Annotated in this window: 27 protein-coding genes, 10 tRNA genes, 1 rRNA gene and 1 pseudogene; 6 read left to right on the top strand and 33 right to left on the bottom strand. The window is 36.9% G+C overall.

Annotated features, from left to right (window positions below; all coding sequences use genetic code 11):
* The 4 genes from ACK3CR_RS26035 to ACK3CR_RS26020 all read right to left on the bottom strand — a co-directional run.
* Positions 1-222, bottom strand: a 16S ribosomal RNA gene (locus tag ACK3CR_RS26035); the annotation flags it as partial.
* A gap of 119 nt (positions 223-341) precedes the next feature.
* Positions 342-415 (bottom strand) — tRNA-Gly (locus ACK3CR_RS26030).
* A 19-nt stretch (positions 416-434) separates the two neighbouring features.
* Positions 435-511, bottom strand: a tRNA-Pro gene (locus ACK3CR_RS26025).
* Between the two features lie 22 nt (positions 512-533).
* A tRNA-Arg gene (locus ACK3CR_RS26020) sits at positions 534-610 on the bottom strand.
* Positions 611-1,055: 445 nt separating this feature from the next.
* On the opposite strand from ACK3CR_RS26020, the pseudogene ACK3CR_RS26015 reads away from it, so the two are divergent.
* Together ACK3CR_RS26015 and ACK3CR_RS26010 are read left to right on the top strand one after the other, a co-directional pair.
* Positions 1,056-1,628, top strand: a pseudogene (locus ACK3CR_RS26015) (non-oxidative hydroxyarylic acid decarboxylases subunit B); the annotation flags it as partial.
* 26 nt (positions 1,629-1,654) lie between these two features.
* A complete protein-coding gene (locus ACK3CR_RS26010; RefSeq protein ID WP_488976327.1) occupies positions 1,655-2,113 on the top strand; it encodes a pyridoxamine 5'-phosphate oxidase family protein in 459 nt (152 codons plus the stop codon).
* 40 nt (positions 2,114-2,153) lie between these two features.
* On the opposite strand, the gene ACK3CR_RS26005 is transcribed toward ACK3CR_RS26010, so the two are convergent.
* Positions 2,154-3,194, bottom strand: coding sequence for an acyltransferase family protein (locus ACK3CR_RS26005; protein ID WP_243520996.1), 1,041 nt, complete (start codon positions 3,192-3,194; stop codon positions 2,154-2,156).
* A 244-nt stretch (positions 3,195-3,438) separates the two neighbouring features.
* Between ACK3CR_RS26005 and ACK3CR_RS26000 the strand changes: the two genes are divergently transcribed.
* Positions 3,439-3,786, top strand: coding sequence for a hypothetical protein (locus ACK3CR_RS26000; RefSeq protein ID WP_488976326.1), 348 nt, complete (start codon positions 3,439-3,441; stop codon positions 3,784-3,786).
* Between the two features lie 29 nt (positions 3,787-3,815).
* Positions 3,816-3,965, top strand: a complete 150-nt coding sequence (locus tag ACK3CR_RS25995; protein WP_410914483.1) for a VOC family protein — start codon at positions 3,816-3,818, stop codon at positions 3,963-3,965.
* Between the two features lie 190 nt (positions 3,966-4,155).
* On the opposite strand, the gene ACK3CR_RS25990 is transcribed toward ACK3CR_RS25995, so the two are convergent.
* The 8 genes from ACK3CR_RS25990 to ACK3CR_RS25955 form a co-directional block, all read right to left on the bottom strand.
* Positions 4,156-4,239 (bottom strand) — tRNA-Leu (locus ACK3CR_RS25990).
* A gap of 17 nt (positions 4,240-4,256) precedes the next feature.
* Positions 4,257-4,339 (bottom strand) — tRNA-Leu (locus tag ACK3CR_RS25985).
* 26 nt (positions 4,340-4,365) lie between these two features.
* A tRNA-Lys gene (locus tag ACK3CR_RS25980) sits at positions 4,366-4,441 on the bottom strand.
* A 2-nt stretch (positions 4,442-4,443) separates the two neighbouring features.
* Positions 4,444-4,518: transfer RNA gene (locus ACK3CR_RS25975), tRNA-Gln, on the bottom strand.
* A 74-nt stretch (positions 4,519-4,592) separates the two neighbouring features.
* Positions 4,593-4,664, bottom strand: a tRNA-Glu gene (locus ACK3CR_RS25970).
* 12 nt (positions 4,665-4,676) lie between these two features.
* Positions 4,677-4,767, bottom strand: a tRNA-Ser gene (locus ACK3CR_RS25965).
* Between the two features lie 3 nt (positions 4,768-4,770).
* Positions 4,771-4,845: transfer RNA gene (locus tag ACK3CR_RS25960), tRNA-Asn, on the bottom strand.
* Between the two features lie 118 nt (positions 4,846-4,963).
* Entirely contained in the window at positions 4,964-5,428 is a 465-nt protein-coding gene (locus ACK3CR_RS25955; protein ID WP_243515687.1) for a SprT family protein, read from the bottom strand.
* A gap of 88 nt (positions 5,429-5,516) precedes the next feature.
* Between ACK3CR_RS25955 and cmpA the strand changes: the two genes are divergently transcribed.
* Positions 5,517-5,630 (top strand): cortex morphogenetic protein CmpA, encoded by a 114-nt coding sequence (gene cmpA, locus ACK3CR_RS25950; RefSeq protein ID WP_087944394.1) that lies wholly within the window; start codon positions 5,517-5,519, stop codon positions 5,628-5,630.
* Positions 5,631-5,643: 13 nt separating this feature from the next.
* Here cmpA and ACK3CR_RS25945 read toward each other — a convergent pair whose 3' ends face one another.
* The 14 genes from ACK3CR_RS25945 to acpS all read right to left on the bottom strand — a co-directional run bounded on the left by ACK3CR_RS25945 (position 5,644) and on the right by acpS (position 16,785).
* A complete protein-coding gene (locus ACK3CR_RS25945) occupies positions 5,644-7,809 on the bottom strand; it encodes a Tex family protein (protein ID WP_410914482.1) in 2,166 nt (721 codons plus the stop codon).
* Between the two features lie 113 nt (positions 7,810-7,922).
* The gene (locus tag ACK3CR_RS25940; protein WP_243515691.1) at positions 7,923-8,522 is read right to left on the bottom strand and encodes a PP2C family serine/threonine-protein phosphatase; all 600 of its coding nucleotides are present in this window, start codon (positions 8,520-8,522) and stop codon (positions 7,923-7,925) included.
* Positions 8,522-9,316 (bottom strand): RNA polymerase sigma factor SigB, encoded by a 795-nt coding sequence (gene sigB, locus ACK3CR_RS25935; protein WP_488976325.1) that lies wholly within the window; start codon positions 9,314-9,316, stop codon positions 8,522-8,524. Before sigB ends, ACK3CR_RS25940 begins: the two co-directional genes overlap by 1 nt.
* Complete coding sequence (rsbW, locus tag ACK3CR_RS25930) at positions 9,282-9,764, bottom strand: anti-sigma B factor RsbW (protein ID WP_243515696.1); 483 nt, start codon at positions 9,762-9,764, stop codon at positions 9,282-9,284. The genes sigB and rsbW overlap by 35 nt, the downstream gene beginning before the upstream one ends.
* Positions 9,761-10,093: an STAS domain-containing protein gene (locus tag ACK3CR_RS25925; RefSeq protein WP_243515699.1), complete on the bottom strand. Its 333-nt coding sequence runs from the start codon at positions 10,091-10,093 to the stop codon at positions 9,761-9,763. Before ACK3CR_RS25925 ends, rsbW begins: the two co-directional genes overlap by 4 nt.
* A gap of 57 nt (positions 10,094-10,150) precedes the next feature.
* Positions 10,151-11,161 carry a PP2C family protein-serine/threonine phosphatase gene (locus tag ACK3CR_RS25920; RefSeq protein ID WP_243515701.1) on the bottom strand — a complete coding sequence of 337 codons (1,011 nt, stop codon included), beginning with the start codon at positions 11,159-11,161 and terminating at the stop codon, positions 10,151-10,153.
* A gap of 11 nt (positions 11,162-11,172) precedes the next feature.
* Positions 11,173-11,574 carry an anti-sigma regulatory factor gene (locus ACK3CR_RS25915; RefSeq protein ID WP_019395223.1) on the bottom strand — a complete coding sequence of 134 codons (402 nt, stop codon included), beginning with the start codon at positions 11,572-11,574 and terminating at the stop codon, positions 11,173-11,175.
* Between the two features lie 2 nt (positions 11,575-11,576).
* Complete coding sequence (locus ACK3CR_RS25910; protein WP_019395222.1) at positions 11,577-11,933, bottom strand: STAS domain-containing protein; 357 nt, start codon at positions 11,931-11,933, stop codon at positions 11,577-11,579.
* A gap of 2 nt (positions 11,934-11,935) precedes the next feature.
* Positions 11,936-12,769 carry an STAS domain-containing protein gene (locus tag ACK3CR_RS25905; protein ID WP_061802742.1) on the bottom strand — a complete coding sequence of 278 codons (834 nt, stop codon included), beginning with the start codon at positions 12,767-12,769 and terminating at the stop codon, positions 11,936-11,938.
* Between the two features lie 290 nt (positions 12,770-13,059).
* A complete protein-coding gene (locus tag ACK3CR_RS25900) occupies positions 13,060-13,410 on the bottom strand; it encodes a type II toxin-antitoxin system PemK/MazF family toxin (protein WP_019395220.1) in 351 nt (116 codons plus the stop codon).
* 5 nt (positions 13,411-13,415) lie between these two features.
* Entirely contained in the window at positions 13,416-13,697 is a 282-nt protein-coding gene (locus ACK3CR_RS25895) for a ribbon-helix-helix domain-containing protein (RefSeq protein ID WP_019395219.1), read from the bottom strand.
* Between the two features lie 269 nt (positions 13,698-13,966).
* Positions 13,967-15,124: an alanine racemase gene (alr, locus tag ACK3CR_RS25890; protein ID WP_243515703.1), complete on the bottom strand. Its 1,158-nt coding sequence runs from the start codon at positions 15,122-15,124 to the stop codon at positions 13,967-13,969.
* A 195-nt stretch (positions 15,125-15,319) separates the two neighbouring features.
* Positions 15,320-16,327, bottom strand: coding sequence for a LolA family protein (locus ACK3CR_RS25885; RefSeq protein ID WP_243515705.1), 1,008 nt, complete (start codon positions 16,325-16,327; stop codon positions 15,320-15,322).
* Positions 16,328-16,428: 101 nt separating this feature from the next.
* Positions 16,429-16,785 carry a holo-ACP synthase gene (acpS, locus tag ACK3CR_RS25880; protein ID WP_243515707.1) on the bottom strand — a complete coding sequence of 119 codons (357 nt, stop codon included), beginning with the start codon at positions 16,783-16,785 and terminating at the stop codon, positions 16,429-16,431.
* Positions 16,786-16,957: 172 nt separating this feature from the next.
* Between acpS and ACK3CR_RS25875 the strand changes: the two genes are divergently transcribed.
* Positions 16,958-17,545, top strand: a complete 588-nt coding sequence (locus tag ACK3CR_RS25875; protein WP_243515709.1) for a rhomboid family intramembrane serine protease — start codon at positions 16,958-16,960, stop codon at positions 17,543-17,545.
* 22 nt (positions 17,546-17,567) lie between these two features.
* Here the strand turns inward: ACK3CR_RS25875 and uvsE are convergent, their stop codons facing one another.
* The 6 genes from uvsE to ACK3CR_RS25845 form a co-directional block, all read right to left on the bottom strand.
* The gene (gene uvsE, locus ACK3CR_RS25870; RefSeq protein WP_488976324.1) at positions 17,568-18,545 is read right to left on the bottom strand and encodes a UV DNA damage repair endonuclease UvsE; all 978 of its coding nucleotides are present in this window, start codon (positions 18,543-18,545) and stop codon (positions 17,568-17,570) included.
* Positions 18,546-18,639: 94 nt separating this feature from the next.
* Positions 18,640-20,112 (bottom strand): degradosome RNA helicase CshA, encoded by a 1,473-nt coding sequence (gene cshA / locus ACK3CR_RS25865; protein WP_243515713.1) that lies wholly within the window; start codon positions 20,110-20,112, stop codon positions 18,640-18,642.
* 344 nt (positions 20,113-20,456) lie between these two features.
* Complete coding sequence (locus ACK3CR_RS25860; RefSeq protein WP_488976323.1) at positions 20,457-21,833, bottom strand: UDP-N-acetylmuramoyl-tripeptide--D-alanyl-D-alanine ligase; 1,377 nt, start codon at positions 21,831-21,833, stop codon at positions 20,457-20,459.
* Positions 21,834-21,918: 85 nt separating this feature from the next.
* A complete protein-coding gene (locus ACK3CR_RS25855; RefSeq protein ID WP_243520998.1) occupies positions 21,919-22,995 on the bottom strand; it encodes a D-alanine--D-alanine ligase in 1,077 nt (358 codons plus the stop codon).
* Between the two features lie 214 nt (positions 22,996-23,209).
* Positions 23,210-24,358, bottom strand: a complete 1,149-nt coding sequence (locus tag ACK3CR_RS25850) for an MFS transporter (RefSeq protein ID WP_243515717.1) — start codon at positions 24,356-24,358, stop codon at positions 23,210-23,212.
* Between the two features lie 5 nt (positions 24,359-24,363).
* Positions 24,364-24,765, bottom strand: a complete 402-nt coding sequence (locus tag ACK3CR_RS25845) for a MerR family transcriptional regulator (protein ID WP_488976322.1) — start codon at positions 24,763-24,765, stop codon at positions 24,364-24,366.
* Positions 24,766-24,828: the final 63 nt, after the last annotated feature.

Genomic DNA, 24,828 nt, shown 5'->3' with positions numbered 1-24,828 from the left:
TAAAAGCCACCTTCTAACATATCATCATGCGAAGATATGTGTTATCCGGTATTAGCTCCGGTTTCCCGGAGTTATCCCCGTCTCAAGGGCAGGTTGCCCACGTGTTACTCACCCGTCCGCCGCTAAGTTTTGAAAAGCAAGCTTTTCAAAACTCCGCTCGACTTGCATGTATTAGGCACGCCGCCAGCGTTCGTCCTGAGCCAGGATCAAACTCTCCATAGAAAGTTTGGTTTCATCTTTCGATGTCCATAGCTTTTTGTTTCTTATAAGAAACTTTGTTTTAAAAATAAAATAGAATTAACGTTGACGTATTTTGTTCAGTTTTCAAAGGTCAATATAATTGGAGCGGGTGATGAGAATCGAACTCACGACATCAGCTTGGAAGGCTGAGGTTTTACCACTAAACTACACCCGCATCTTTTTGAAGTTGCTCCTGGTCGGGAAGACAGGATTCGAACCTGCGACCCCATGGTCCCAAACCATGTGCTCTACCAAGCTGAGCTACTTCCCGTCAGATGACTTTATTTTGTAAATGGCGCGCCCGATAGGAGTCGAACCCATAACCTTTTGATCCGTAGTCAAACGCTCTATCCAATTGAGCTACGGGCGCATTTCTTAAATAAGCGACTTAATCATCTTATCATCTTTCGGTTTTGCTGTCAACAACTTTTTTTGTTGTTTTAATTATTTCTCATCACTTCCTTAGAAGCGACATTAATTATCTTACCAAAACCAATTTATCATGTCAATACTTTTTTAAAAAAGTATTTTTAGTTTATTTCTTCTTTAAATTAGTTCCTTTCATTTTCTGAAAGGCTTTTTAAAGAAGCAACGTCATTAATAATACCAACTCTTCTTTTATGTGTCAACACTTTCTAAAAGTATTTTAAAAAAATATTATATTTTAAATTAGCCTCCCTTCTACATAGATAGAAGGCTGCTTGAAATTTTAATATACTCTGCTGGTATTATATATACATTTTATAGATATTTTTAATAAAACGAGGAGCACTGTATAATTATTTTATACCACCTTATCCTGTAAAGAAAGGAGTCAGAACATGAGATTAATTATTGGTATAACAGGAGCGACAGGGGTAATTTTTGGTATACGTCTTCTTGAGCTTTTAAAAAATACAGACATTGAAACACATCTTGTTATGTCTCAGTGGGCTTCAGCTACAGTTCATGTAGAGACTACTTATACTACCAAAGAAGTTGAAGCACTTGCAGACTATACGTATTCCCCAAAAGACTTAGGTGCTAAAATATCGAGTGGTTCTTTTCAAGTTGATGGAATGATTATTGCTCCTTGCAGTATGAAATCTTTAGCCTCCATCCGGATGGGCCTAGCAGATAATCTTGTAACACGAGCAGCAGATGTGATATTAAAAGAACGAAAAAAATTACTATTAATGACTCGTGAAACGCCACTAAATGATATTCACCTTGAAAATATGCTAGCGTTGTCACGTATGGGAACCATCATATTCCCCCCAATGCCTGCTTTCTATAATCACCCTCAAAGCATTAACGATATTATTAATCATATTGTATTTAGAACTCTTGATCAGTTTAATATTTGTCTTCCTGCTGCTAAGAGATGGAAAGGAATTAAAAACAACTAACCCTTTGAGAATGGAGGTTTTTACTTATGAGGAAGGAATTGTCATTAGAAGTTTTAGAATTATTAAACGGAAAAAACCTTGATAATAAACAACATGAAGCATTCATGCTTCTCACCATAGATGAAGAAAACTGGCCACATACCGCAATGATTAGCGTTGGTGAGATTGTAGCAAAAAATGCGCAGGAAGTTTACCTTGGACTTTGGTCAGAAACGACTACAACAAAGAACATCATCCGTTCAAAAAAAGCAACTCTTGTGTTTTTCTTTCAAGGAAAAGCCTACTATATTAAACTCTCCCTCAAACAGCTTCCACTACTCCATCTCGCTAAGTACAAACGAGAACGCTTTATTGGGAAAGTTGAAAACATACGTGAAGATAGAGCTAAATATGCTTCTATTTCTTCTGGAGTAAAAATAAATTTAGATAATCCAGAAGAAGTCATCCAACGATGGGAAGAGACAATCAACGAAATATCAAGATAAAAAAGAGCCGTTTATTTCAAATAAGCGGCTCTTTTTATAGCTACATAGAGACTGTATTACGTCGTTGACTCTGTTTTGGTTTATAGATTTTTCCAACAAACATATATCCATATTTAAAATGGTTAAAAACCCACGATAACATCATTGGACCAACAATTGAAAAGCTATAAATAACTATAAGGCTTATTGAATTTTGTACTTCTGTAAAACTATTTAAAATCGCAAGCCCTATCCCTAAGAAATACACATGAAATAAATAAATCGAGAAAGAGTAATTACTAATTGTCATGATAATAGAAGGTACTTTTGAAACTTTTGAGAACAGATGGAAAAATAAAAAGATTATACTTGTTGTGTATAGAAGAATATCAGGCCTTTTTGATGATACTTCAAAGAAACCAAAATACGTATTATTTAAAATCATAAAGGCTGATAAGGCTGCCATACCATACACGATATAACGATATTGATCTAATAAAGAAATAAATCCCTTATAATTTTGTCCGCAATAGTAAGCAAGACAAAAATAGAAAACCCATCCTACGAAAGGAATCCAAGAAATCGGAAAGATTGGATTAGGTCCAAAAGAAGGAATATCTATAAACGTTACAAAAGTAAGGTATCCTCCATTAACCAAAAACGCTATAGAAAGAACAAACTTAGCAGAAATCTGCTGGAGTATTTGATGAAAGAAAATATGCAATAAGTAAAACTGGAAGATGATGAGGATGAAGTACCCGATGAAATTACCAAGAAAGATGTTAGCACTTATTCTTTGTAGAAGTGATAGTAGTGTCACATTACCACCTAAACTAGACATCATAACAGCATCAACAAAGGCTACAAAAAGGAATGGCAAAAAAATAAACTGTATTCTCTTTAGTAAAAAACCTTTTGGTGTTCCATTTGGATATGAGTAGGAAAGTAAAAACTCAGAAATAAAGATGAATGCTGGAGTGCTAAACATTAATAACGTCATTAACATAGATGACGTACTATGCATTGTAATTCCTAACACATGAATCATAACAACACTTAAACACGAAATGCACCTAATAAAAAATATCTCTTTTACTTGCATTTTCACATCTCCTCCTGTACCATTTTCAACTCCACAGAAATTTACCATATTATAGTTGATTACAGAAAGAGGCTTTATTCTTAGATTGTGCAAATTTTAACAACTCCATATTTAGAAAGAGCTTTTCAAATTAGCTTTACTTTCTCTTATCTCTACTGGAGCACTCTCCCCCTTTTCTTTATAGAAAGATAAAGAAGAGGTTTACCTCCTTTATGTTATAGGCATTTGTAAGGAAGTGACGATCATGGCCAAAAAGAGGTGCAGGTGTGGAGGTGAAATTCCGCGAATCCCTCCGCAGATTATAAGTGAATTTCCTGATATTACTCTGCAAATTTCTGAGACAGAAGATACACAATTAAAAATTGTCGGCAGAGTTTCTTACAACAAAATCCCCTTAAAAAATGTGAAAGTAGTGTTAAGGGAGTCCTCCGACTCGCTTAACTTTGCTTCTGATACTTTATTAACAAATGCTAGTGGTATTTTCACCACAACTGCTTCGGTTCTCCCTTATGAGGCAGATGACATTCAAGTTTTTGCAACTATTCAATACAATGGAGCTCCTCTCCCTACCTCTTCACGGTTAAGCACATAAGCTTATACTCTAGCATGAAGCAGAGATAAATGATTTTGACAAAGAATCTTCACCATCTTATTTCAATTGGAAACAATATCGAACAAACAGTAGGGTTTTATATAAATGTGTTAGGAGTGCAAGAAGAAACATTTCAAGTCAGGAGGAAAACTGTGCGTTTTGTTACGGAGAAAATATAGAAGAAGTTTTAAATCATTTCAGGTTTCACAAAGTTAATGTTGAAGAAACTCCTGTAACAAGAACAGGAAGTCATGGAGCCTTTGCATCTATATATTAGAGATGCTAATCAAAATTTAATTAAAGCTTCCCAATTTGTTAAACAAAAAAACATAAAAAAATACCAAAGGTTTAAACCTTTGGTATTTTTGATGCGGCCGAGAGGACTTGAACCTCCACGGGTTATACACCCACTAGGCCCTCAACCTAGCGCGTCTGCCATTCCGCCACGACCGCAAGTGTTGAAAAATGAATGCGGGTGAAGGGACTTGAACCCCCACGTCATAAAGACACTAGATCCTAAGTCTAGCGCGTCTGCCAATTCCGCCACACCCGCGTATGCTATTGTTACTCACACAAAAATGGTGAGCCATGAAGGACTCGAACCTTCGACCCTCTGATTAAAAGTCAGATGCTCTACCAACTGAGCTAATGGCTCAATGGCTGGGCTAGCTGGATTCGAACCAACGCATGACGGAGTCAAAGTCCGTTGCCTTACCGCTTGGCTATAGCCCAAAAGATGATATAAATTGATGAGATGACCTTTACTTCTTCAAAAGGTGAATGATCGACATCAAATATTATAAAAGTGACCCGTACGGGATTCGAACCCGTGTTACCGCCGTGAAAGGGCGGTGTCTTAACCGCTTGACCAACGGGCCATATAAAAAATATGGCGGAGAAGGAGGGATTTGAACCCTCGCGCCGCTCGCGCGACCTACACCCTTAGCAGGGGCGCCTCTTCAGCCACTTGAGTACTTCCCCGTTTGGCTCCACAGGTAGGATTCGAACCTACGACCGATCGGTTAACAGCCGATAGCTCTACCACTGAGCTACTGTGGAATATTATGATGAGACGCTATTTATTATATACCAGCTAACTTAGCTTGTCAACATTTTTTCTTACAAACTAAAAGTTCATCCTAGAAATAGCGACTCCATAAATTTAGCATAGTTCATTTTAAGAGTCAATACCTTTTTTAAGAAGAAGAAGGCTACCTTTGCATCTTCCACATCGGTATTTCGTAATATCTACTTTACGCTTTCTTTTATAAAGATAATCGCAATCTTTACAACGGTAAAAAACATTCTTGTTTTTCTTTTGAATAGAAGGAAGTGAGCTACAATACCTTGGAGCTCCAACTCGTTTTAGCAACGCTTTGAATTCTTGGTCTCCATGCTTATACCCTTTACCCATAAGATGAAGGTGATAATGACATAGCTCATGTTTAATAATCCCAATAAGCTCCCCTTCTCCAAACTCTTCATAATACTTAAAATTCACCTCAATATGATGTGTATTAAGCATATAGCGGCCACCTGTTGTCCGAAGTCTTTTGTTGAAATATGCCTGATGTTCAAATGCTCTGTCAAAGCATTCCATAGAGATTTTTTCTACTAGCTCTTGCAACCCGTCATTATTCATTACTCAATCTCCTTTCATAAGCACGTGACTAGCCCTAGACGCATATACTTACTATTAATACCCTTTTAAAAAGAAAGGACGTGGCAATATGCCTTCATGGCTAATCAATCAAATGCAGCGTGCTTATTATACGAAAGATCGTTATCAAATTAAACTATTGAATCAGTGTTGGTTCTTTTATCAAAAGAAGCACTGCTCTTAGCAGTGCCCTTGTTTTAAGAAGGTGCAATCATGGACAAAGCAATACGTCCTTTTGAAGCATCAACACTTTCCACCCATACTGTTACTAGATCACCAACAGCGACAACGTCTAATGGGTGCTTAACATATGAATTTCTTAGCTTTGAAATATGCACAAGACCGTCTTGCTTTACCCCAATATCTACAAATGCGCCAAAGTCCACAACATTTCTTACTGTGCCTTCAAGCTCCATCCCTTGTGTTAAATCTTCTAGCTTTAGAATATCTTGTTTGAGAAGAGGCTTTGGTAATTCATCCCGTGGGTCACGCTCTGGTCTTTGGAGAGAATCAATAATATCGTTTAAAGTTAATTCTCCAATTTCTAGTTCTTGCAAGGCTTCCTCTTTGCTTAGTTCTTTTATTTTTCCGGCTAATAAAGGGCTCCCAAGGTCTTTAGTTGTCATCCCCATCATTTGTAATAATCTTTTAGTTACCTCATAATTCTCAGGATGAATCCCTGTTCTATCAAGAGGCTGCTTTCCATCTAAAATACGCAAGAAACCAACGCACTGCTCATATGTTTTGGCACCTAATCGAGGAACCTTCTTGAGCTGGCTACGATTTGTAAGTTTCCCCTCTTCTTCTCTATATTGCACAATATTGTTTGCCACTGTTTTGTTAAGCCCCGCTACATATTGTAAAAGAGAAGAGGAAGCTGTATTTAAATTTACACCAACTTGGTTTACAACCGTTTCAACAACAAATTTTAATGACTCGTTTAATTTTTTTTGAGACACATCATGCTGATATTGACCAACTCCAACAGATTTCGGGTCAATTTTAACAAGCTCTGCTAACGGGTCTTGCAAACGGCGAGCAATCGAAATTGCGCTTCTCTCCTCAACTTGAAGAGTTGGAAACTCTTCACGCGCAAGCGCAGAGGCTGAATAAACACTTGCTCCTGCTTCATTGACAATAAGATAAAAAATATTCTGTTTCATATCTTTTAGCAAATCAGCAATAAACTGTTCGGTCTCTCTTGAAGCTGTTCCATTCCCAATTGCTACTACTTCAACATTATATTTTTGTAGCAGTTCAACAACTTTATCATAGGCTTCTTGCTTCTTAGCTTTTGGTGGATGAGGATAAATTACATCAATTTCTAATGTTTTACCTGTTTCATCTACAACAGCTAGCTTACAACCCGTTCGATATGCAGGATCTACTCCTAGCACCATTTTCCCTTTTAGAGGAGGCTGTAAAAGTAAATTACGCAAGTTCTCAGAGAAAATTTTGATAGCCTGGTTCTCTCCTACTTCTGTAAGTTCACTTCGGATTTCTCTTTCAATAGAAGGAGCTAAAAGGCGTTTAAATCCATCTGCAATTGCTTTTTTTACATAAGAAACAGATGGAGCATAAATATTTTTAATAATTTCGCGCTCTAAATATTGAATAATACGATCTTCTGGAAAACCCATTGAAATACGAAGAACATTTTCACTTTCTCCTCGATTCAACGCCAACACTCTATGAGGTACAATTCTATTAATGTTCTCTTCATATTCGTAATACATGCTGTAAACTTCTTTTTCATCTATTGCATCTTTTTTCTTAGCTGATACAATTTTACCTTCTTTTCGAGTTTGCACACGAATCCATTCTCGATATTTAGGATGATCTGAAGTTTCTTCAGCAATAATATCTGCTGCTCCTTCTAGAGCTTCTTCTATCGTACGTACTCCTTTATCTTGAGAGATAAATTTTTGAGCATAGTTCTCTACTTCTTCTTTTGTTGAGAAAGTTAGCAACCAGTCAGCAAGCGGCTGTAGTCCCCGCTCTTTAGCAATCGTTGCTTTCGTTCTTCTTTTTTGCTTATATGGTCTATATAAATCTTCCACTTCCTGAAGCTTTAAAGCTTTTTCAATTTTCTTTTTAAGGTTATCTGATAATTTCCCTTGTTCTTCAATAAGTCTTAAAACTTCTTCTTTTCGGTTTTCAAGATTTTGAAGGTATGTCCACCGATCTAGCACAGACTGTATTTCAACTTCATCAAGAGCCCCTGTCATTTCCTTTCGATAGCGGGCAATAAATGGTACTGTATTTCCTTCTTCAGTGAGTTCAATCACGCTTTTAATCTTTTTTAAAGGTATATGTAATGAAGCCTCAATTTGCTTCAACTGCTGTTCTTTTGTTAATGACATACGAGTTCCTCCTTCGCTGGACCTTTCTTTATTATAGCAATTTCTTCCTCTCTTACAAAAGAAACAAAAAAAACAGATTACCCCCTGATAATCTGTTGCTGCACTTTATTCTTTTAGTGACCAACACAACCTAAAACATATGTTGCGTCATCATTTGAAGGAGGAATACTCATTTGCATATAGGAAGAAATATCAGAAAGCGATCTTGAGCGCGAAAAGATATTTTTAATCCCACTGATTGAAATGCCATCTGTATGAATTAAAAAGTGACTTCCTGGCTGATAAGAAAACGTACCAGTTTTAAAGGACTGAGGTTTTCCAGAAAGAAACCCATTTACTGGAATGGGATATGTCAGATTTCCATCAGGCGAATATAGATAAAAACGAATATTGCCTACTCCACTATATATAAATTGCAGTTTCTTTTTGTAAATCTTCAAAACTGAAACAGCTGCGCCTCGTGTACTTTTTAGAGCGTTGTTGCACTGTGCCATAATCTCTTCTACTTCTTGGTTTTGGAAGCGTTCAGCAGTTTCTTTAACAGCAACAGCTGCATACATAGCGTACTCTCCACTTCCAAGACCATCTGCTACAACACAGAGGAAGTAATCCTCTGTGTCTGCTATGAAGTAGCTATCTCCGCAGTAATGACTTCCATTTTTAGAAACCTGATATGTTTCTACTTTTACTTGCGGAATGGATTCGTTTCTCATTAAAGTGAATTCTCCACTTTTTCAGCATCCGTCCTAACTGCATTACGCAGCTTTTCTAACGCTCTTCGCTGAAGTCTTGATACATGCATTTGAGAAATACCTAACTTCTCTCCTGTATCTTTTTGACTTAAGTTTTCCATAAAAGTACACTGAATGATTTCTCGCTCGCGCTCTGTTAAAACATGGAGTACTCTCTCTAATACTAACCGTTGGTCAACAGTCTCATATCCGTTTTCTCTTTGCCCCACTAAATCTAGGATTGTTACTGTACTTCCATCTGAATCTGCTTCAATTGAGTGATCAACAGAAAGTGCTTGATAACTTTGGCCCATCTCCATTGTTTCAAGTACTTCCTCTTCAGATACTTCAAGATGTTCAGCAATCTCATGTACTTTAGGTGACCTTTGAAGTTTTGTTGTAAGCTCTTCAACTGTTGCCTTAATACGTGGGCCAAGTTCCTTAATACGACGCGGAACATGTACACTCCATGTTTTATCACGAAGAAATCTTTTAATTTCTCCAACGATAGTCGGGACTGCAAATGATTCAAAACTGCGCTCATAGCTTGGGTCAAATCGACGAATAGCTCCTAATAATCCAAGCATCCCAACTTGAGAAATATCTTCATGAATGTTGCCACCTTTTGAATATCTTCTGGCAATGGATTCTACAAGACCTTTATATTGAATAACAAGTCTGTCTTGAGCATCTTTATCGTTATTTTTTTGATATTGATCAATAAGCTTGATAACTTCTTCTTTACTTAGCTTCGTAGGTTGAGATTGTGCTGCCATCACTCTCCACCTGCTCTCTTTGTAAGTTCTTCGCCATCATCAAAGTAAGACCTTTATTATGAGTAATTTTTGTTTGGTCCATAAGAGTATCAATCAAATATAAGCCAAGACCACCTTCTGGTAATTCTTCAACTTCTCGAGATGTTTCATATGGCCCTGCTTCTTTTTGCAAGTCACTATAATCAAATGATTCACCTTTATCAGCTACAACGATCTCTAAATATTCTTCGTAAAGACCAAAAGCAACTGTAATTTCTCCAATTTCTTCTTTATAGGCATGCTGTACAGCGTTCGTACATGCTTCACTAATTGCAATTTTCATATCTTCAATATCGTCATAGGAAAAGCCCATTCTGTTAGCAATTCCCGATAACGTTAAACGAGCAATGGCCACATAATCTGGTTTAGCAGGGATTCTCATCTCTACGATATCATATGGTTGTTTCATTTTACGCCACCCTCTACGTGAGAATTTACATTTAAAATTTCCGTTAGACCCGTGATGTCAAACAAACGTTTAATTCGTTCTGAAACACCAACAAATTTCAATTTACCTTCGCTACTCTTAATTGCTTTTAGTAGCGCAATAAATACACCTAAACCTGTACTATCCATATAAGAAACATTTGTCAAATCCACAACAATGTATGGTTCTGACAACTGTGCTAATTCCATAAATCTGTTTTTTAACTCTGGCGCTGTATATGCGTCAATTTCACCGGCTAAAGTGATGTAATGTTTTTCATCCTTCATTTGTACATCTATTGATAAGTTCACAGGATTTACCCCCTTCAATTATACTGCTATCAATTTAGTTACCCTTATTTTAATAAGTTAAACCAATCTTTTTAAAATAATAAGGGTAAAATCATCACGAAGTTGGAAATCTTGTAATTTTTCCAATTCCTTGTAAATAGAGTATACAACTTCTTGAGCCGGAAGATGCATATACTTCCGAATGAGATCAATAATTTGTTCTCGCTCAATAAATCCTTCTTCTGTTCGACATTCTGTTACTCCATCTGTTAACAGAACAATAAGATCCCCTATCTCAAGATGCTTTTCATACTGTTTGTATTTACGATGTCGATCAACCCCTAGGACAAGGCCTTTACCATCTATATCTGAAAACTTGTCTTCTTTCGCATTATAATAGAATCCTGGCTCATGACCTGCTGAGGAGTAGCAGAAACTTCCATCAGCAGAGTCATAGATACCGAAAAACATGGTAATAAACATGCTTGGATCAACATTTTGTTCTACTACATTGTTTAAATTCTCCAATACATAGTCAGGAGTCTTCCTTGACTCAGGTAAACTATCCATGGCATATTTGATCATTGACATACACATTGCAGCTGGAATACCTTTTCCAATAACATCAGCAACAGCAATGCTAATACGATCATTCTCGTCTTGTACAAAATGATAATAATCCCCGCTCATCTTTTTAGCGGGAATACTAATAGCACCGATATCTAGCGACTTTAAGGAAGGCACTGCTGTACCAAGCAAATTTTGTTGAACATTTGAGGCGATTTCAATTTCAGAGTTCAGCTCAATTTGCTTGCTCTTGAGCATTTGATGTTCACCTAGTGCAAGTCCATAGCTAATCATCATTTCAAGTAGAAAATCTAATGATTGAAGAACTTCTTTTGGAATATCTTGATGAATTTCTTCAATCACTTCTTTATGGATACTAACAATATCTTCAGGGGAGATATTATTCTCAAGAGACTTACGGCTTAGCTTTTGCCCTTCATACAACACCGTTTCATTTGGCGTTTGCAAATAGCTGCTCAGTATGTCCCGGTATAGTGCCTTCATTTCATTTTGAAAATCCATTCTCCTCCCCCTTACCGGAGCCACTTAACTGCTCGAATTTCTGTTCCTTCATTAACAACTGAATTAATATCAAATTGATCAACGAGTCTTTTTACACCAGGAAGACCAGCTCCTAATCCTCCTGAAGTTGTATAACCGTCTTCCATTACTTTTCGTATGTCCGCAATTCCCGGACCTTGGTCTTTTGCTATGATTAAAAGGCCCGATTTTCCTCTTTCAAATATCTTCTCGATGCATATTTGGCCTTTATCTGTATATAAATATATATTCCGAGCTAGTTCAGAGATTGCGGTTGTAATCCGAGCTTGGTCGACCGTTCCGAACCCTAACTCTTTAGAGACATTGCGACCTAATTGACGGGCAGCCACAATATCCCACTCCGTAATAATTTTGACGCAGGATTGGAATTCCATTGTTATTCCCCCAATTCATACTGGAGCTTCTCAAGTCCTTTTTCCAAATCTAAGGCTGTCCATACATCGCTTAATCCAATCCCAAGTTCAATAAGAGTAATGGCTACTGCTGGCTGAATACCAGTTAAGACGACTTTTGCTCCCATCAGTCCGGACATGTTAACAACATCACCTAAAACTTTTGCTATAAATGAATCAATCATATCGATTGAGGTTAAGTCAATTACGACTCCTTTTGCACCTGTTTGGTGAATTTTATTTAATAGATCTTCTTGAAATTGGATTGCGGTTTGATCGTCAAGCTCCCACTGAATGGAAACTAATAAGTAGTCATATAGCTTTAATATAGGAATCCGCATAGCTATTCCTCCATACTTATAATTTGTCTATTTGTTATTTCAAGGGCGCGTTCAACGCCTACTCTTAGAGAATTTTTTGTGATAACTTGATCCAAACGAATGCCAAGATTAACAATTGTTTGAGCAATTTCAGGACGAATACCGACAATAAGGCATTTCGCCCCAACTAGTCGTACTGCTTCCGAAGCTTGGATAATATGATGTGCCACCATTGTATCAACAACAGGAACTCCCGTTATATCAATAAGCACAACCTCTGACCGATGTTTTACAACACCCTCTAAAAGATTTTCCATAATAATGCTTGCCCGTTCCGTGTCAATCGTTCCTACAAGAGGCATCACTGTGATGTTATCAAAGATTGGAATAAGCGGTGCTGATAGTTCTTGAAGAGCCACTTTTTGGAGATTAATTGTGTTTTCCCAAGATGTCGCGTAGATGTCTTCTAACTCATGATAGATAGGTTCTACCCATAGCTCTAATTCTTGCACAGTTTCCATGGGCACATAGTTATCATCACGTGCAAACTCATCTTCCATAAGCAACTCTAGGATTACTTTACGAAGCAAACGAATTGCTCGCGTCAAATATGTGAGTGGCCATCCGAGTTTTACAACACGTTCAATGAACTCTTCTAACTTTGTTCTAAAGTGCTCAGGTGACTCTGTTTGGTGACTAAAGATAATATCAAGAAATTCAGAATTCATGCTAACATAAACGTTCTCAGATACTACATTTGTAAGAGGTTCTGCTGATACATCCTTCATCGTATCAAGCCAACCTTTTGCGATTTCTTGTCTATGTTCAATTATATATTGTTGAATACTCCGTTCCATCTTGTCCTCCTTATTACAGTACACATATATATAACAAAATATTATTTTTAAACTGTCTCTTCTATTATAACAGTAATGAAAAAAAGCAGGAGTGAAAAATCCCCTACTTTTAATCATACGTGTATTTAGTTTTTCCAGTCAAGAATAAGGGTACTTTCCTATATAAAGGACGGAGCACCCTCATCATTGCTGTTAATCTGGTAGTTGTGTGCGATCGCTTCGCTTAATTTTTCTTCTTATAACCTGAAAAATGATACACAAAGATAATATTAATTCCATTATTTACAAGCCTAAAAATCAATAAGCCCAAGGCTAATTTGTAACGCTTTATCGACTTTACTCATCATTTCTTCATCAAGATGCGTAATCTTGTCTGTTAAACGCTGCTTATCAATTGTTCGAACCTGCTCTAACAGAATAACGGAGTCTCGTTCAAACCCGTATTTCTTAGCATTAATTTCTACATGCGTAGGTAGCTTTGCCTTTTGAATTTGAGCGGTAATGGCTGCGACAATAACCGTGGGACTAAAACGGTTACCAATGTTGTTTTGAATAACAAGGACAGGTCGGACCCCTCCTTGCTCAGAACCAACAACGGGAGATAAATCAGCGAAATAAACGTCGCCACGTTTTACTACCAACCGTTTTATCCTCCACTTACAAGACGTTCGACTGTGTTGTCCGCTTCATGTTCAGCCAAGAAAGCTTCAGACGCAATATTTAGGTTAATTTTCGCCATTTCCATATAACCCCGTCGCATATTATTGCGGATGCTACTATTTCTTTTCTCATCAACGAACTTCTTTACAGCTTGATTAATCAAATCATTTCGGTTACTGTTTTCCTGCTTTGCGATAGCATCTAGTTCAGATACTAAATGTTGTGGTAAACGAACTAAAAGCTCCATCGTTGCGCTCGCTTCAGACACCAACATACACCTCCACCATCAGTACAAAACAAATAAGAATAGTTATTTTTTTATTATGAGAGCACATTGTAAACAGTAGAACCTAATTAAGGCACTACTTGTTTCCTCTTACAGACGAGTAAGATATTAAATATAAATTATTTTTATCTTTTTTCATCATACCATCTATACAGTTTTATGCAAAGCGAATTCTGTCATTTCTTCAACTATTATCGTCATCAATACTATTATTTTATGCATGCAATCATAAAAAATCACGCCTTGCTACTCTAAGCTAGCACATTATTTATAACTTTTACAACTTTATCTGCTCTCTTATATACTCGAGGAACGCGATCACTGATCATACAAGTAACTTCATAATTAATTGTATTAAGATAGCTTGCAATATCATCTGCGCTAATGGACTTCCCGCCATCATGACCTATTAACGTGACTTTTGTGCCGACCGCTGCATCTTTTGGAAGTCTAAACATAAGTTGATCCATGCAAATGCGTCCAACATTTTGTACTTCCTCTCCGTTCATCAATGCTGTAAAACCTTGAAGACCTCGAAGCCAACCGTCTGCATAACCAATTGGCACAGTTCCGATCCATTCTTCTTTCTTTGTTGTATATGTCGCTCCATAGCTAATGCTTTCACCCTCTTTTAGGCTCTTAACATGTATCAAAGATGTATAGAGAGATAGAACTGGCTTTAATGTAAATGGCAATACTTTTTTCATTTCAGATGACGGGCTTAAACCGTACATTGAAATCCCGAAGCGTACCATTGTAAAACAATCATGTGGTAAACGTAAAGTCGAAGCACTGTTTGCACAGTGAACATTAGGAGGACAAACCCCTTTTGATTTCAGATAGTACACAGTTTCAACGAAACACTTACTTTGCTCTTCGTAATACTCACTATGAAGCTCATCTGCTGTTGCAAAATGTGTAAAAAGTCCCTCTAGCACAAAATGAGAAGATTGTTTAACTTTTGAGACAACACGCTCCATTACCTCTTTATCTTTAAACCCAATGCGATTCATGCCTGTATCAATTTTCATATGAAGAGAAAGAGGCTTCTTTATATCATACTTTAATGCTTCACGTAACCAACTTTCATTATGAAGGGTAAGTGAGATATCATACTCTGCTGCAATATCAACATATGAAGGAGGCACGTCTCCTAATACTAAAATCGGAACTTTAATCCCATTTGCTCTTAATTTAATTCCCTCATCAAGCAATGCTACTCCTAAAAACGTAGCTCCTGCTCCAATTGCTTCTTTCGCTACTTCAATATCACCGTGCCCATATCCGTTTGCTTTTACAACAGCCATAATCTGTTTACCCTTTGGCAGCCATTCTTTTAAGCAATTTACGTTATGAGAAACAGCTTCTAAATCAATTTCAGCCCATGTGTTACGGTAAAACGAATTCACTGGTGTCACTTCCTTTAAGAACTATGGCTTGTAGAAGCCACTATACTACAATTGCACGGTTTGTTTACATTTATTCTTATCAAAAACAATTCATGCATTTATCGTGCTTTTATTATACAAAAATAAACTAGGATTCGTAAAAGTTTATCTAAAAAAGGAAGTTCGTTCTCCTTTTAGAGAATGAACTTCCTTTTTTTATTTTCCTTGTTCTTTTTCCATTGAGCTTGCAATCATCATAAATTCCTCTGGAGAAAGGTCATCAGACGCAATAATGTATTCCACTCCATCTGCTGTCCATTGAATACTTTGTTTTGAAAGAGCTCCAATTGAGAAACCTAGGTCAACAACGTCTCCATTCACAGGAGTTGTAGTAGAAGCTTCTGCAACTGTTGCCTGCTCTTGAATCACAGTAAAGGACTTCTCACCACCATATGTGAGTACAACACGTTTTCCATCCATCGTTTTAACCGTTTTCTCTTCTTCTTGCTCTGTACCTTCAGGTGTATATGAAGGATACTTAACTGAGAAAGGTTCTTCTTCACTTGTCATTGTTGGCACATCTGACTTTTTAGCAGTCATATTCCGCTTAGTATCAAACGCATCTTTATCAAACTTAACATTCATCTCTACTTTCTTAAAGTCAACCGTAATAACAGGCTCATTGTCCGTATCCATAATTTCTACTTTTTTAGGGGTAAGCTCTTTTTTATCTAAAATAATTTTTTGATTTGGAAGCACAGACTGGTGCTGATAGTTGGTTTTTGTTGTAAAGATATAACCGTCTTTAGCTACTTGAAATTTTGCTTCATCGTCTCCTTTAATGTCTTTAATTAACGACTCATAAAGGTATGCTTGGCTGCTATTTTGTGGCCAACCACTTTGAAATTTAAAGCTTTTATTAAGCGCAGGAGTTAGCACAAAAACTCCTTCATTATTACGCAAAATCATCTGAGATTGATCTTTTTTGGCATTTTTAAGCTCTACCCTATAATAATCAGGTTTGCTATGCCAAATCTCCACATCATATTTCTGTGGTTTTTCTCCTGTATTTAACATCATCTCGGCTGTTGCTTTATAACCTGTTGACTTTTCCATCTTTTCATTTAAATCTTTTTTTACATCATCTGCACTTTTATCTCCACAAGCTGCTAGTACAAATAAAACACTTAAAAAGACAATGGCTTTAACAATCCATCTTTTCATTCCTACACCCCTTATTCTTTTGCAAGATTTGCAAAAATGTATTGTCGTATCTTTTAATTGGACAATATGAATATATGAGGTGAAAACAACGAATATGCAGACTAGCGTGACAGGCTTTCAATTATCACGTTTGCAATAGCATATTGCTCACTATGTGATATAGCCAAGTGTGTAATTTCGTGTTCATTTTTAATATAAGGTCTTCCAGACGATTCATATTCAATCTCAATATCTTGAAAAGAAAGCAATGAACCAATGCCTGTTCCTTTTGCTTTTGCATAGGCTTCCTTAGCAGCAAATCGGCCTGCTAGAAACTCTATTTTCCTTTTGTTTGAAAGCGTATAAAACTTCTCTTGTTCACGAAGTGTTAAGATTCGCTTTACAAGCTTGTCGTTACGCTCTAATGCCTTTTTTATTCGGACAAGCTCAACAATATCATTTCCCATTCCGATAATCATAAAGAGTACTCCTTTTATAATAGACTTACATGACATGCTTTTTATTGACTTGGCTTTATGTAAAGAAAGGGACTTTATTAGAACTTCTTTTCCCTTTATGAAATAATGAAGAAGATTTGTAATCCTTCCTAAATTAAACACATTAGATATATTGAATAGAGGAGATGATTTTTTGTTTGTTCGTACTGAGAATTTTAGAGAGTTCATAAAGCTCTATCCGGTTGTGTTTCTACTTATTTTAATTCACATTGTTGTTTGGCTTCTTGCCAAAATCCCTTTAGAAAGCACGCAATCGCTGATCTATTATTTTATTGGGATTAACGGGAACATTTCTCAAGGAGAATGGTGGAGACTTATTACCCCTATTATTACACATATAAGTTTTTCCCATCTTCTTTTTAACACATTTTCTCTTCTAATTTTTGCTCCTGCCCTTGAAAGGATATTAGGGAAAGGGAAGTTCATTTTAATGTATTTCACAACAGGTATCATTGCTAACGTTGCAACATACTTACTTGAAAATATTTACTATACACACGTAGGTGCTTCTGGCTCTATTTTTGGTTTGTTCGGAATCTATCTTTTCTTTTTACTCTATCGAAAAGATATTCTTGGGCGAGACAATACTCAAGTGATAATGACAATGGTCATTATTGCACTTGTTATGACGTTTGTAAATTCAAATATTAATGTTGTTGCCCACCTCAGCGGTATTATAAGTGGCTTCGTTCTCTCTCTTTTCACCCTTCAACGTAAATAGCACGAATAAAAAAGGAACCTTTTTAGGTTCCTTTTTCAATGATTTCAAAGCTTCCTTTTGATAAAACGTGAACATCATCATATTTGCTTAAATCTCTCATGAGCTTCTCTAGTGCTTTATCCTTCTGTTTTGCCTCAATCATGCAATCTAACAGATTGACCGTTCCATTTATAGTACGAAGAAATCGAATAAACATCTCAGGATCCACATATGGAGCATGCGCCCGAAATTGTTCCTCATTCCTTGGACTAGAAATATGCATTTTCATAGGAAGGGTCGAATGAGCCCATGTCCCAACCATCCTCTCCCAATGATCTTCCCATCTTTCCCCCTCATTGTTTGCTAAATGATGGTGAAGGTCAAAAATAAAAGGAATATCAATCTTTTCACATAGATATAAAACATCTTCTATATTGAACGTTGTATCATCATTTTCAAGCATAACCATTTTAGCAATAGACTTTGGTACAAGAGCCCAATTATGAATAAATTGTTCAAGCGCCCTCTCTTTGTTTTTATGTGCCCCTCCCACATGGAGCACACAGCGATGTTGAGTTGGAATACCCATCCCTTTCAGAAGGCGAGCATGCATTGTTAGTGTTTGAACGGAGGTTTTCAAAATCTCAGGCTTTGTGGAATTTAGAAGAACAAAGTGATCAGGATGAAAATCAACCCTCATTGGATGTTCTTCTAAAAATGATTTAATTTCTGCTAAGACGGGTTTCAATGGCTTCATATAGTCCCAATCAGAAAGATCCTCATGTCCTGCAAGAGGAATAAGACGAGAACTCAATCTAAAAAATTCTACTTCATTCCATAAGTTATGTTTTAAAAGACGAAGGCAATTTTCAAGATTTGAAATCGCAATACGCTCAAGTTTCCGAATAGCAGCTTCTCGATTACCAATTTTTTTAAAGTTTGCATATGTCATTGTTTGAGAAGGAGAACTATTCACAAGTTCCATACTCATGGCAACATATCCAAGACGTATTTTTGTCATCTTTTACACGCTCCCTGCTTCTTAGCATGCCCCTCTAAGAAGCTCGTTATCATAAAAATAAAAAAGCTCTAGCAGCATGTGCTAGAGCTTTTTATTATGAAGACTTACGTGTTTTGTTTGTGCGTGAACGACGTTGCTTCATATCGTATGAACGTGAAGATTGCTGACGTCCATCTTTATTTCTATAGTTGCGTTTATTTTTAGAGTAGTTACCTTTACCATATGATTTTTTACGATCTTTTTTCACTTGTAAAGGCGGCTCAGATGTTAATTTAACAGGAGTTGTATCAGGCTCTTTTGTCATTAACTTAAGTGCTGCTGCTACTACTTTCGCTGCATCGTTCTTCTCTAGAAGGTTTTCAGCCATTTGCTCGTAAGAAGAAAGGTTTTCTTCGTTAATTGCACTTGTAATTTGGTCAAAAATTAGACGTTGTTGACCTTCAAGAGCATCGTCTAGGCTTGGAACTTTCATTGGCTCCATACGACGTTTTGTTGTTGCTTCCACGTTTTTAAGATGTGGAATTTCACGAGGTGTCACAAATGTCATTGCTTTACCTTGTTTCCCTGCACGACCAGTACGTCCGATGCGGTGTACGTAGCTTTCTGGATCTTGTGGAAGGTCAAAGTTATAAACGTGACTAACACCTGAAATATCTAATCCACGTGCAGCAACATCTGTTGCAACAAGGATATCGATTGAACGCTCTTTGAACTGACGCAATACTTTCATACGTTTACCTTGTGTAAGGTCACCGTGAATACCTTGTGCTGCATAACCACGCGTTTGAAGCGCTTCTGATAGCTCATCAACACGACGTTTTGTACGACCAAAGACAATTGCAAGCTCTGGTGCTTGGATGTCTAGCAGACGAGTTAATGCGTCAAATTTCTTTTGCTCTTGTGTTTCAATATAGTATTGTTCAATATTTGAAACTGTCACTTCTTTAGACTTTGTTTTGATTACTTTTGGCTCATGCATGAAGCGCTCTGCAATTGCTTGAATTGGCTTTGGCATTGTTGCTGAGAAAAGTAATGTTTGGTGTTCACTTGGTACTTCTTTTAAGATGCTTTCGATATCTTCAATGAAGCCCATGTTTAACATTTCGTCTGCTTCATCAAGTACAACTGTTTGTACGTCTTGAAGACGAATTGTTTTACGGTTGATATGATCTAGCATTCTTCCTGGAGTACCAACAATGATTTGTGGTCCTTTTTTCAACGCACGGATTTGGCGACCAATCTCTTGTCCTCCGTAAACAGATAAAACTTGAACACGTTTATAATATCCAATTTTATATAGTTCTTCGGAAACCTGAATAGCTAATTCGCGTGTTGGGGCAATAACAATTGCTTGAATACGAGGATTATTTACATCAATTTTCTCAATAAGAGGAATACCGAATGCTGCTGTTTTCCCTGTACCTGTTTGTGCTTGACCGATTACATCGTTACCTTCAAGTGTAACTGGAATCGTTTGGGCTTGAATTGGTGTTGCCTCTTCAAATCCCATTTTACTAATTGCTTTTTTCAGCGGTTGACTAATTTCAAAATCTTGGAATAACGTCAATTGTTTCAAACTCCTTTTAATCTAAATTCCCATAAGCATTATATCTATTATAAAAGAACTGCTTTAACGTGAGGAAGTGGTGCTAACATAGCACCACTTCTTCTTTTACGTTCATAACAATGATCACAAGCAGAAATGTTCTTACTGCATGGAAGAGTAAGACTTATATATCATCAATTAAGAGCGAGAAAAACTCTACCTTTTTCTTCGCAGAATCCTTCTTTATCCTAAAGGTCGTTATCAAATGTTATTTTAGATGTTATCATATCACTAATATGAGTAATATTCAAGTAACCTAAAAATTACATTCCTTGTCTTTCACGTAAGTGAAGGGGCTTTATAACTTATATTCCTTTTTCTAAGAGCGCTGTAATAACTTGTTCTAATTTCATACCACGTGAAGCTTTAAAAAGAATAACATCTTGCTCTTTTATAATACAGCTCAGTTGCTCACTTAGTGTGTCCTTATCCTCAACATGATAAACATGTTCAACCCCAGCATCTGATGCTCCTTTAGCAACTTCCTCACTTAAAGGTCCATATGCAAAGACATATGATACTTCATTTTTATCAATAGATTTTCCAACTTCATAATGATATTCTCGTTCATCCTCACCAAGCTCAAGCATATCTCCTAGTACCGCTATTTTTCGGTTGTATCCCGAAAGCTCATGCAAGAGGTGAAGAGCAGCTCTCATTGCTGTTGGGCTCGCATTATAAGCATCATTAATTAAGCGAGCACCACTACTTGTTTCAATCACTTCCATGCGCATTTTTGTTAACTGTAATTGAGATAAACCTTTCACAGCTTCCTCTGCTGAAATGCCAAGTGCTTTTCCAACAAGAATGCTTGCTAACGCATTTTTCACATTATGTTTTCCAAGCACAGGTAAATGACATGTTACGTTTTCATCTGTTGATAATGAAAAAACGGTGCCGCTTTCTGTTTGTGTAACATTTAGTGGTCTTAGGTCACAGTTTTTATTATAGCCAAATGTATGCTTTTCAAATGATACCCCTTCACTTAATTTAGCAAGAAGCGGTTCTTCCCCTTCATAAATAAATACGCCGTTATTGTTCAAACCATTCACAATTTCGAATTTTGCTTTTGCAATTCCTTCTCTGCTTCCTAAATTCTGAATATGAGCCTCTCCAATATTTGTAATAACCGCGATGTCTGGTTCGCCAAGTTTTGAAAGAAGGTCAATCTCACCAAAATCACTCATTCCCATTTCAAGGATGGCTACCTCAATTGTTTCGTCAAGCTCAAGCATTGTAAGAGGAAGACCAATATGGTTGTTTAAATTCCCTCTTGTTTTTAATACTTTATATTTAGTACTTGCAACAGCTGCAATCATATCTTTTGTTGTTGTCTTCCCATTGCTTCCTGTAATACCAACAACTTGTATAGAAAGGGATTTGCGGTAGTTATGTGATAGAGTTTGCAAAGCCTGAAGCGTATCATCAACAAGAACAAGCGGAACCCCTTCAGGCTGAGGTGTTTGATCTCGTTGCCATAGTGCTGCTATTGCTCCTTCTTCATATGCTTGTTCAACAAATTTGTGGCCATTAAAATTGTCACCGATTAATGGAATAAATAAGTTTCCTTTTTGAATTGTTCTCGTATCTGTAGAAACCCCGTGAATCTCAGTTTTTTCTTCTTTTGTTACACTACTATTCGGAATCCATTCATTTATCTTTGCTAATGTTGCTTTAATCATTTTTCACTTGACTCCTTTCACTTCACAATAAGCGCACAAGAAACACTATCCATAAATGAATAGTGCTTCTTTCTGCTCTTTCTTCCTACATCGTATGTTTAATTTGCTGTTTCTCTGCGTGACGTTCCATACCTAGCTCAACTAATTTTTCAATTAGCTCACTGTAAGGCACACCTTTATGCTCCCATAAAAGCGGGAACATACTGAAAGGTGTAAAACCAGGCATGGTATTTACTTCATTAATAACTAAAGAGCCGTCTTCTGTTAGAAAGAAGTCTGCACGTACTAAGCCTGAACCATCAATCGCTTTGAATGCCTTAATTGCTTCCTCTTCCATACGTGCGTATGTTTCTTCACTAATTTCAGCAGGGATAATAAGAGCTGTATCACCGTCTTGATATTTTGACTTGTAATCATAGAAATCTGTTTTGGCAACGATTTCTCCTACAACAGAACAAGAAGGAGCATCGTTTCCTAGAACACCGATCTCAACTTCACGAGCCGTAATCCCCTCTTCAACAATGATTTTACGATCGAACTGAAATGCTTCTTCAAATGCATTTACAAGTTCTTCTCTATTTGTACATTTATTAATTCCAACACTAGAACCTAAGTTAGCTGGCTTAACAAAACAAGGATACCCAAGTTCTTGTTCTACCTCTTTATATGCAGCATCTTCACTATTTTTCCAATCAACCTTTAAAAAGTGAACGTATTTCACTTGTTTGAGACCTGCTTGAGCAAACAAGTTTTTCATAATTACTTTATCCATTCCCGCTGCTGAACCAAGCACTCCATTTCCTACATAAGGAACATTCAATAATTCTAACATTCCTTGTACAGTACCGTCTTCTCCATTTGGTCCATGAAGTAATGGGAAAACAACATCAACTGCTTCTCCTTCTTGAGACAACGTGCTTAGTGATGTTGGTGAAATTGCTTTTGCTGTTGCTTTTTCTGTCAATGTTAATTCTTCAACACCTTGTACTTTTCCTTCAATTATTTCACCGCGAATCCATTCGCCGTTTTCAGTTATATAGACAGGGTGAACTTCAAATTTCTCCCCATTCAATGCATTGATAACCGCTAGAGCCGTTTGTAAAGAAACCTGATGCTCTGCTGATTTTCCACCATATAAAAGTCCAAGTTTAATTCTCACAATTGTTCCTCCTTCGACATTCCTAATGTCCTCGTCTATTGTATCACTTTCCCTTCATTTTGCGAAAAAAAGATTGTATATTTTTGAAAACAGAATCCATTTTCCTATATCTTTTCCCGCTTTACTTTTTACCTATGAAAAAGCAAGGTTGGCTTATGCTTTTTTAAATATCCTCAAAAAAAAGTCAGGCTTCCTGAGCCTGACTTTCTTGTCTACCTTATAAAGCAGTTTTTTCTGTTTTTCTTACTGGAATCATAATTAAGAGGAATGCTACAAATCCTAAAATCGCCGCAACTAAAAATGGGCTTTGAGGAGAAAGTGATTCTCCTAGCACACCTGATAAAAGGGGAGCAATTGCGGCTCCAAGCCAACGAATAAAGTTGTAACCTCCAGACGTAATTGCACGCTCATATGGTGAATTTCCCATTACATGTGTTGTAAAGAGCGCATTGTTTAATCCCGACGCTAGTCCAGATAAGATAATAATTACGATTTTTAACCATAAAGGCTGAACAACAAATAACAAAATAAGCATAATTGCAAATACAATTAATGATACTTTAAGAAGTGTCTTTGGTGTCCATTTTTTCTCAAGCTTATGAGAAAGAACAGCAGAACCATATGCTAAGCACAGTCCCCAACCAAAGAAAACAAACCCAATTTGAATAGCTGATAACCCTAAAACAAGTGGAGAATATGCTAAAACTGTAAAGAACCCGTAGTAATAAAGCATACCTGAGAAAGCACCTTGTAAAAATGGTTTATATGCAAAAAGCTTAACCATTTCTTTTACCCCTGGTGCCTGTCTTTTTTGTTGTAGTGGTGGTTGCTTTACAAAGAAACTTACAAGAATAAAAGCTAAAAGAATAAGAATGCTCGTTACAAAGAATGGATAGCGCCATGAGATGCCACCTAAAATACCTCCAACTAATGGACCTGCTGCCATTCCAAGACCAATTGCTGCTTCATACATTCCAATTGCTCCACTTGCATCACTTGAAAGAGCAATAAGCAGCGTCATTGCTGTTGCAAAGAATAAAGCGTTCCCTAATCCCCAGCCAGCTCTAAATCCTGAAAGTGCACCAATTGAATTAGAAATCGCACAAAGAAATGAAAAAACGGTAACAATAGCTAAGCCTGTTACCATGAGCTTTTTATCACCAAGTTTTGCTGCAAATAGCCCTGCTGGAATCATCATAACAGCCATTGTAAAAATATAAGCCGTAAAAAGCATTTCAACTTGCCAGTGACTTGCACCAATTTGCTTTGCAATCTCTGGAAGAATAGGATCAACAACACCTATTCCCATAAATGCTAGGAAAGTTGCAAAAACGGTAATAATGCGTCCTCTTTTTGCATTTTCCATCTTCATCACTCCTCTAATGTTGTTTTGAGATATTCTGTTCTATCCATCAGTTCATGAAGCTCTTGTTCAAATCGCTGCAGACGTTGGATTTTGCGGGCGAGTCCATTAATTTGAACTGCCAGTCTTTCTTGGAAATCCTCTAACCCTTCTTTAGTCAATTCTCCACCTGCTCTTCTTCGCTCAATCCGCTTTTTTAAGTGAACGAACTGCTGAAGTTCTTGAAGAGAAAAGCCAAGCACTTCTTTAGCTTCAATGATCTTTTTTAGTTCATTAATATTTTCCTCAACGTATAGTCTTGTATTTCCTTTTGTACGCTGTGGAGGTGTAATAAGTTCAATTTCTTCGTAATACCGAATCGTTCGTTTAGTAAGCCCTGTCATCTTCATTACATCATCTATTTTATACAAGATATGCTCTCCTTTACATTTAACGTTAACGTAAGATTATATATTTATCGTACTCCTCATTAA

The organism is Priestia sp. TRM10, from assembly GCF_057808375.1.
This window is presented reverse-complemented; position numbering and strand designations above follow the sequence as displayed.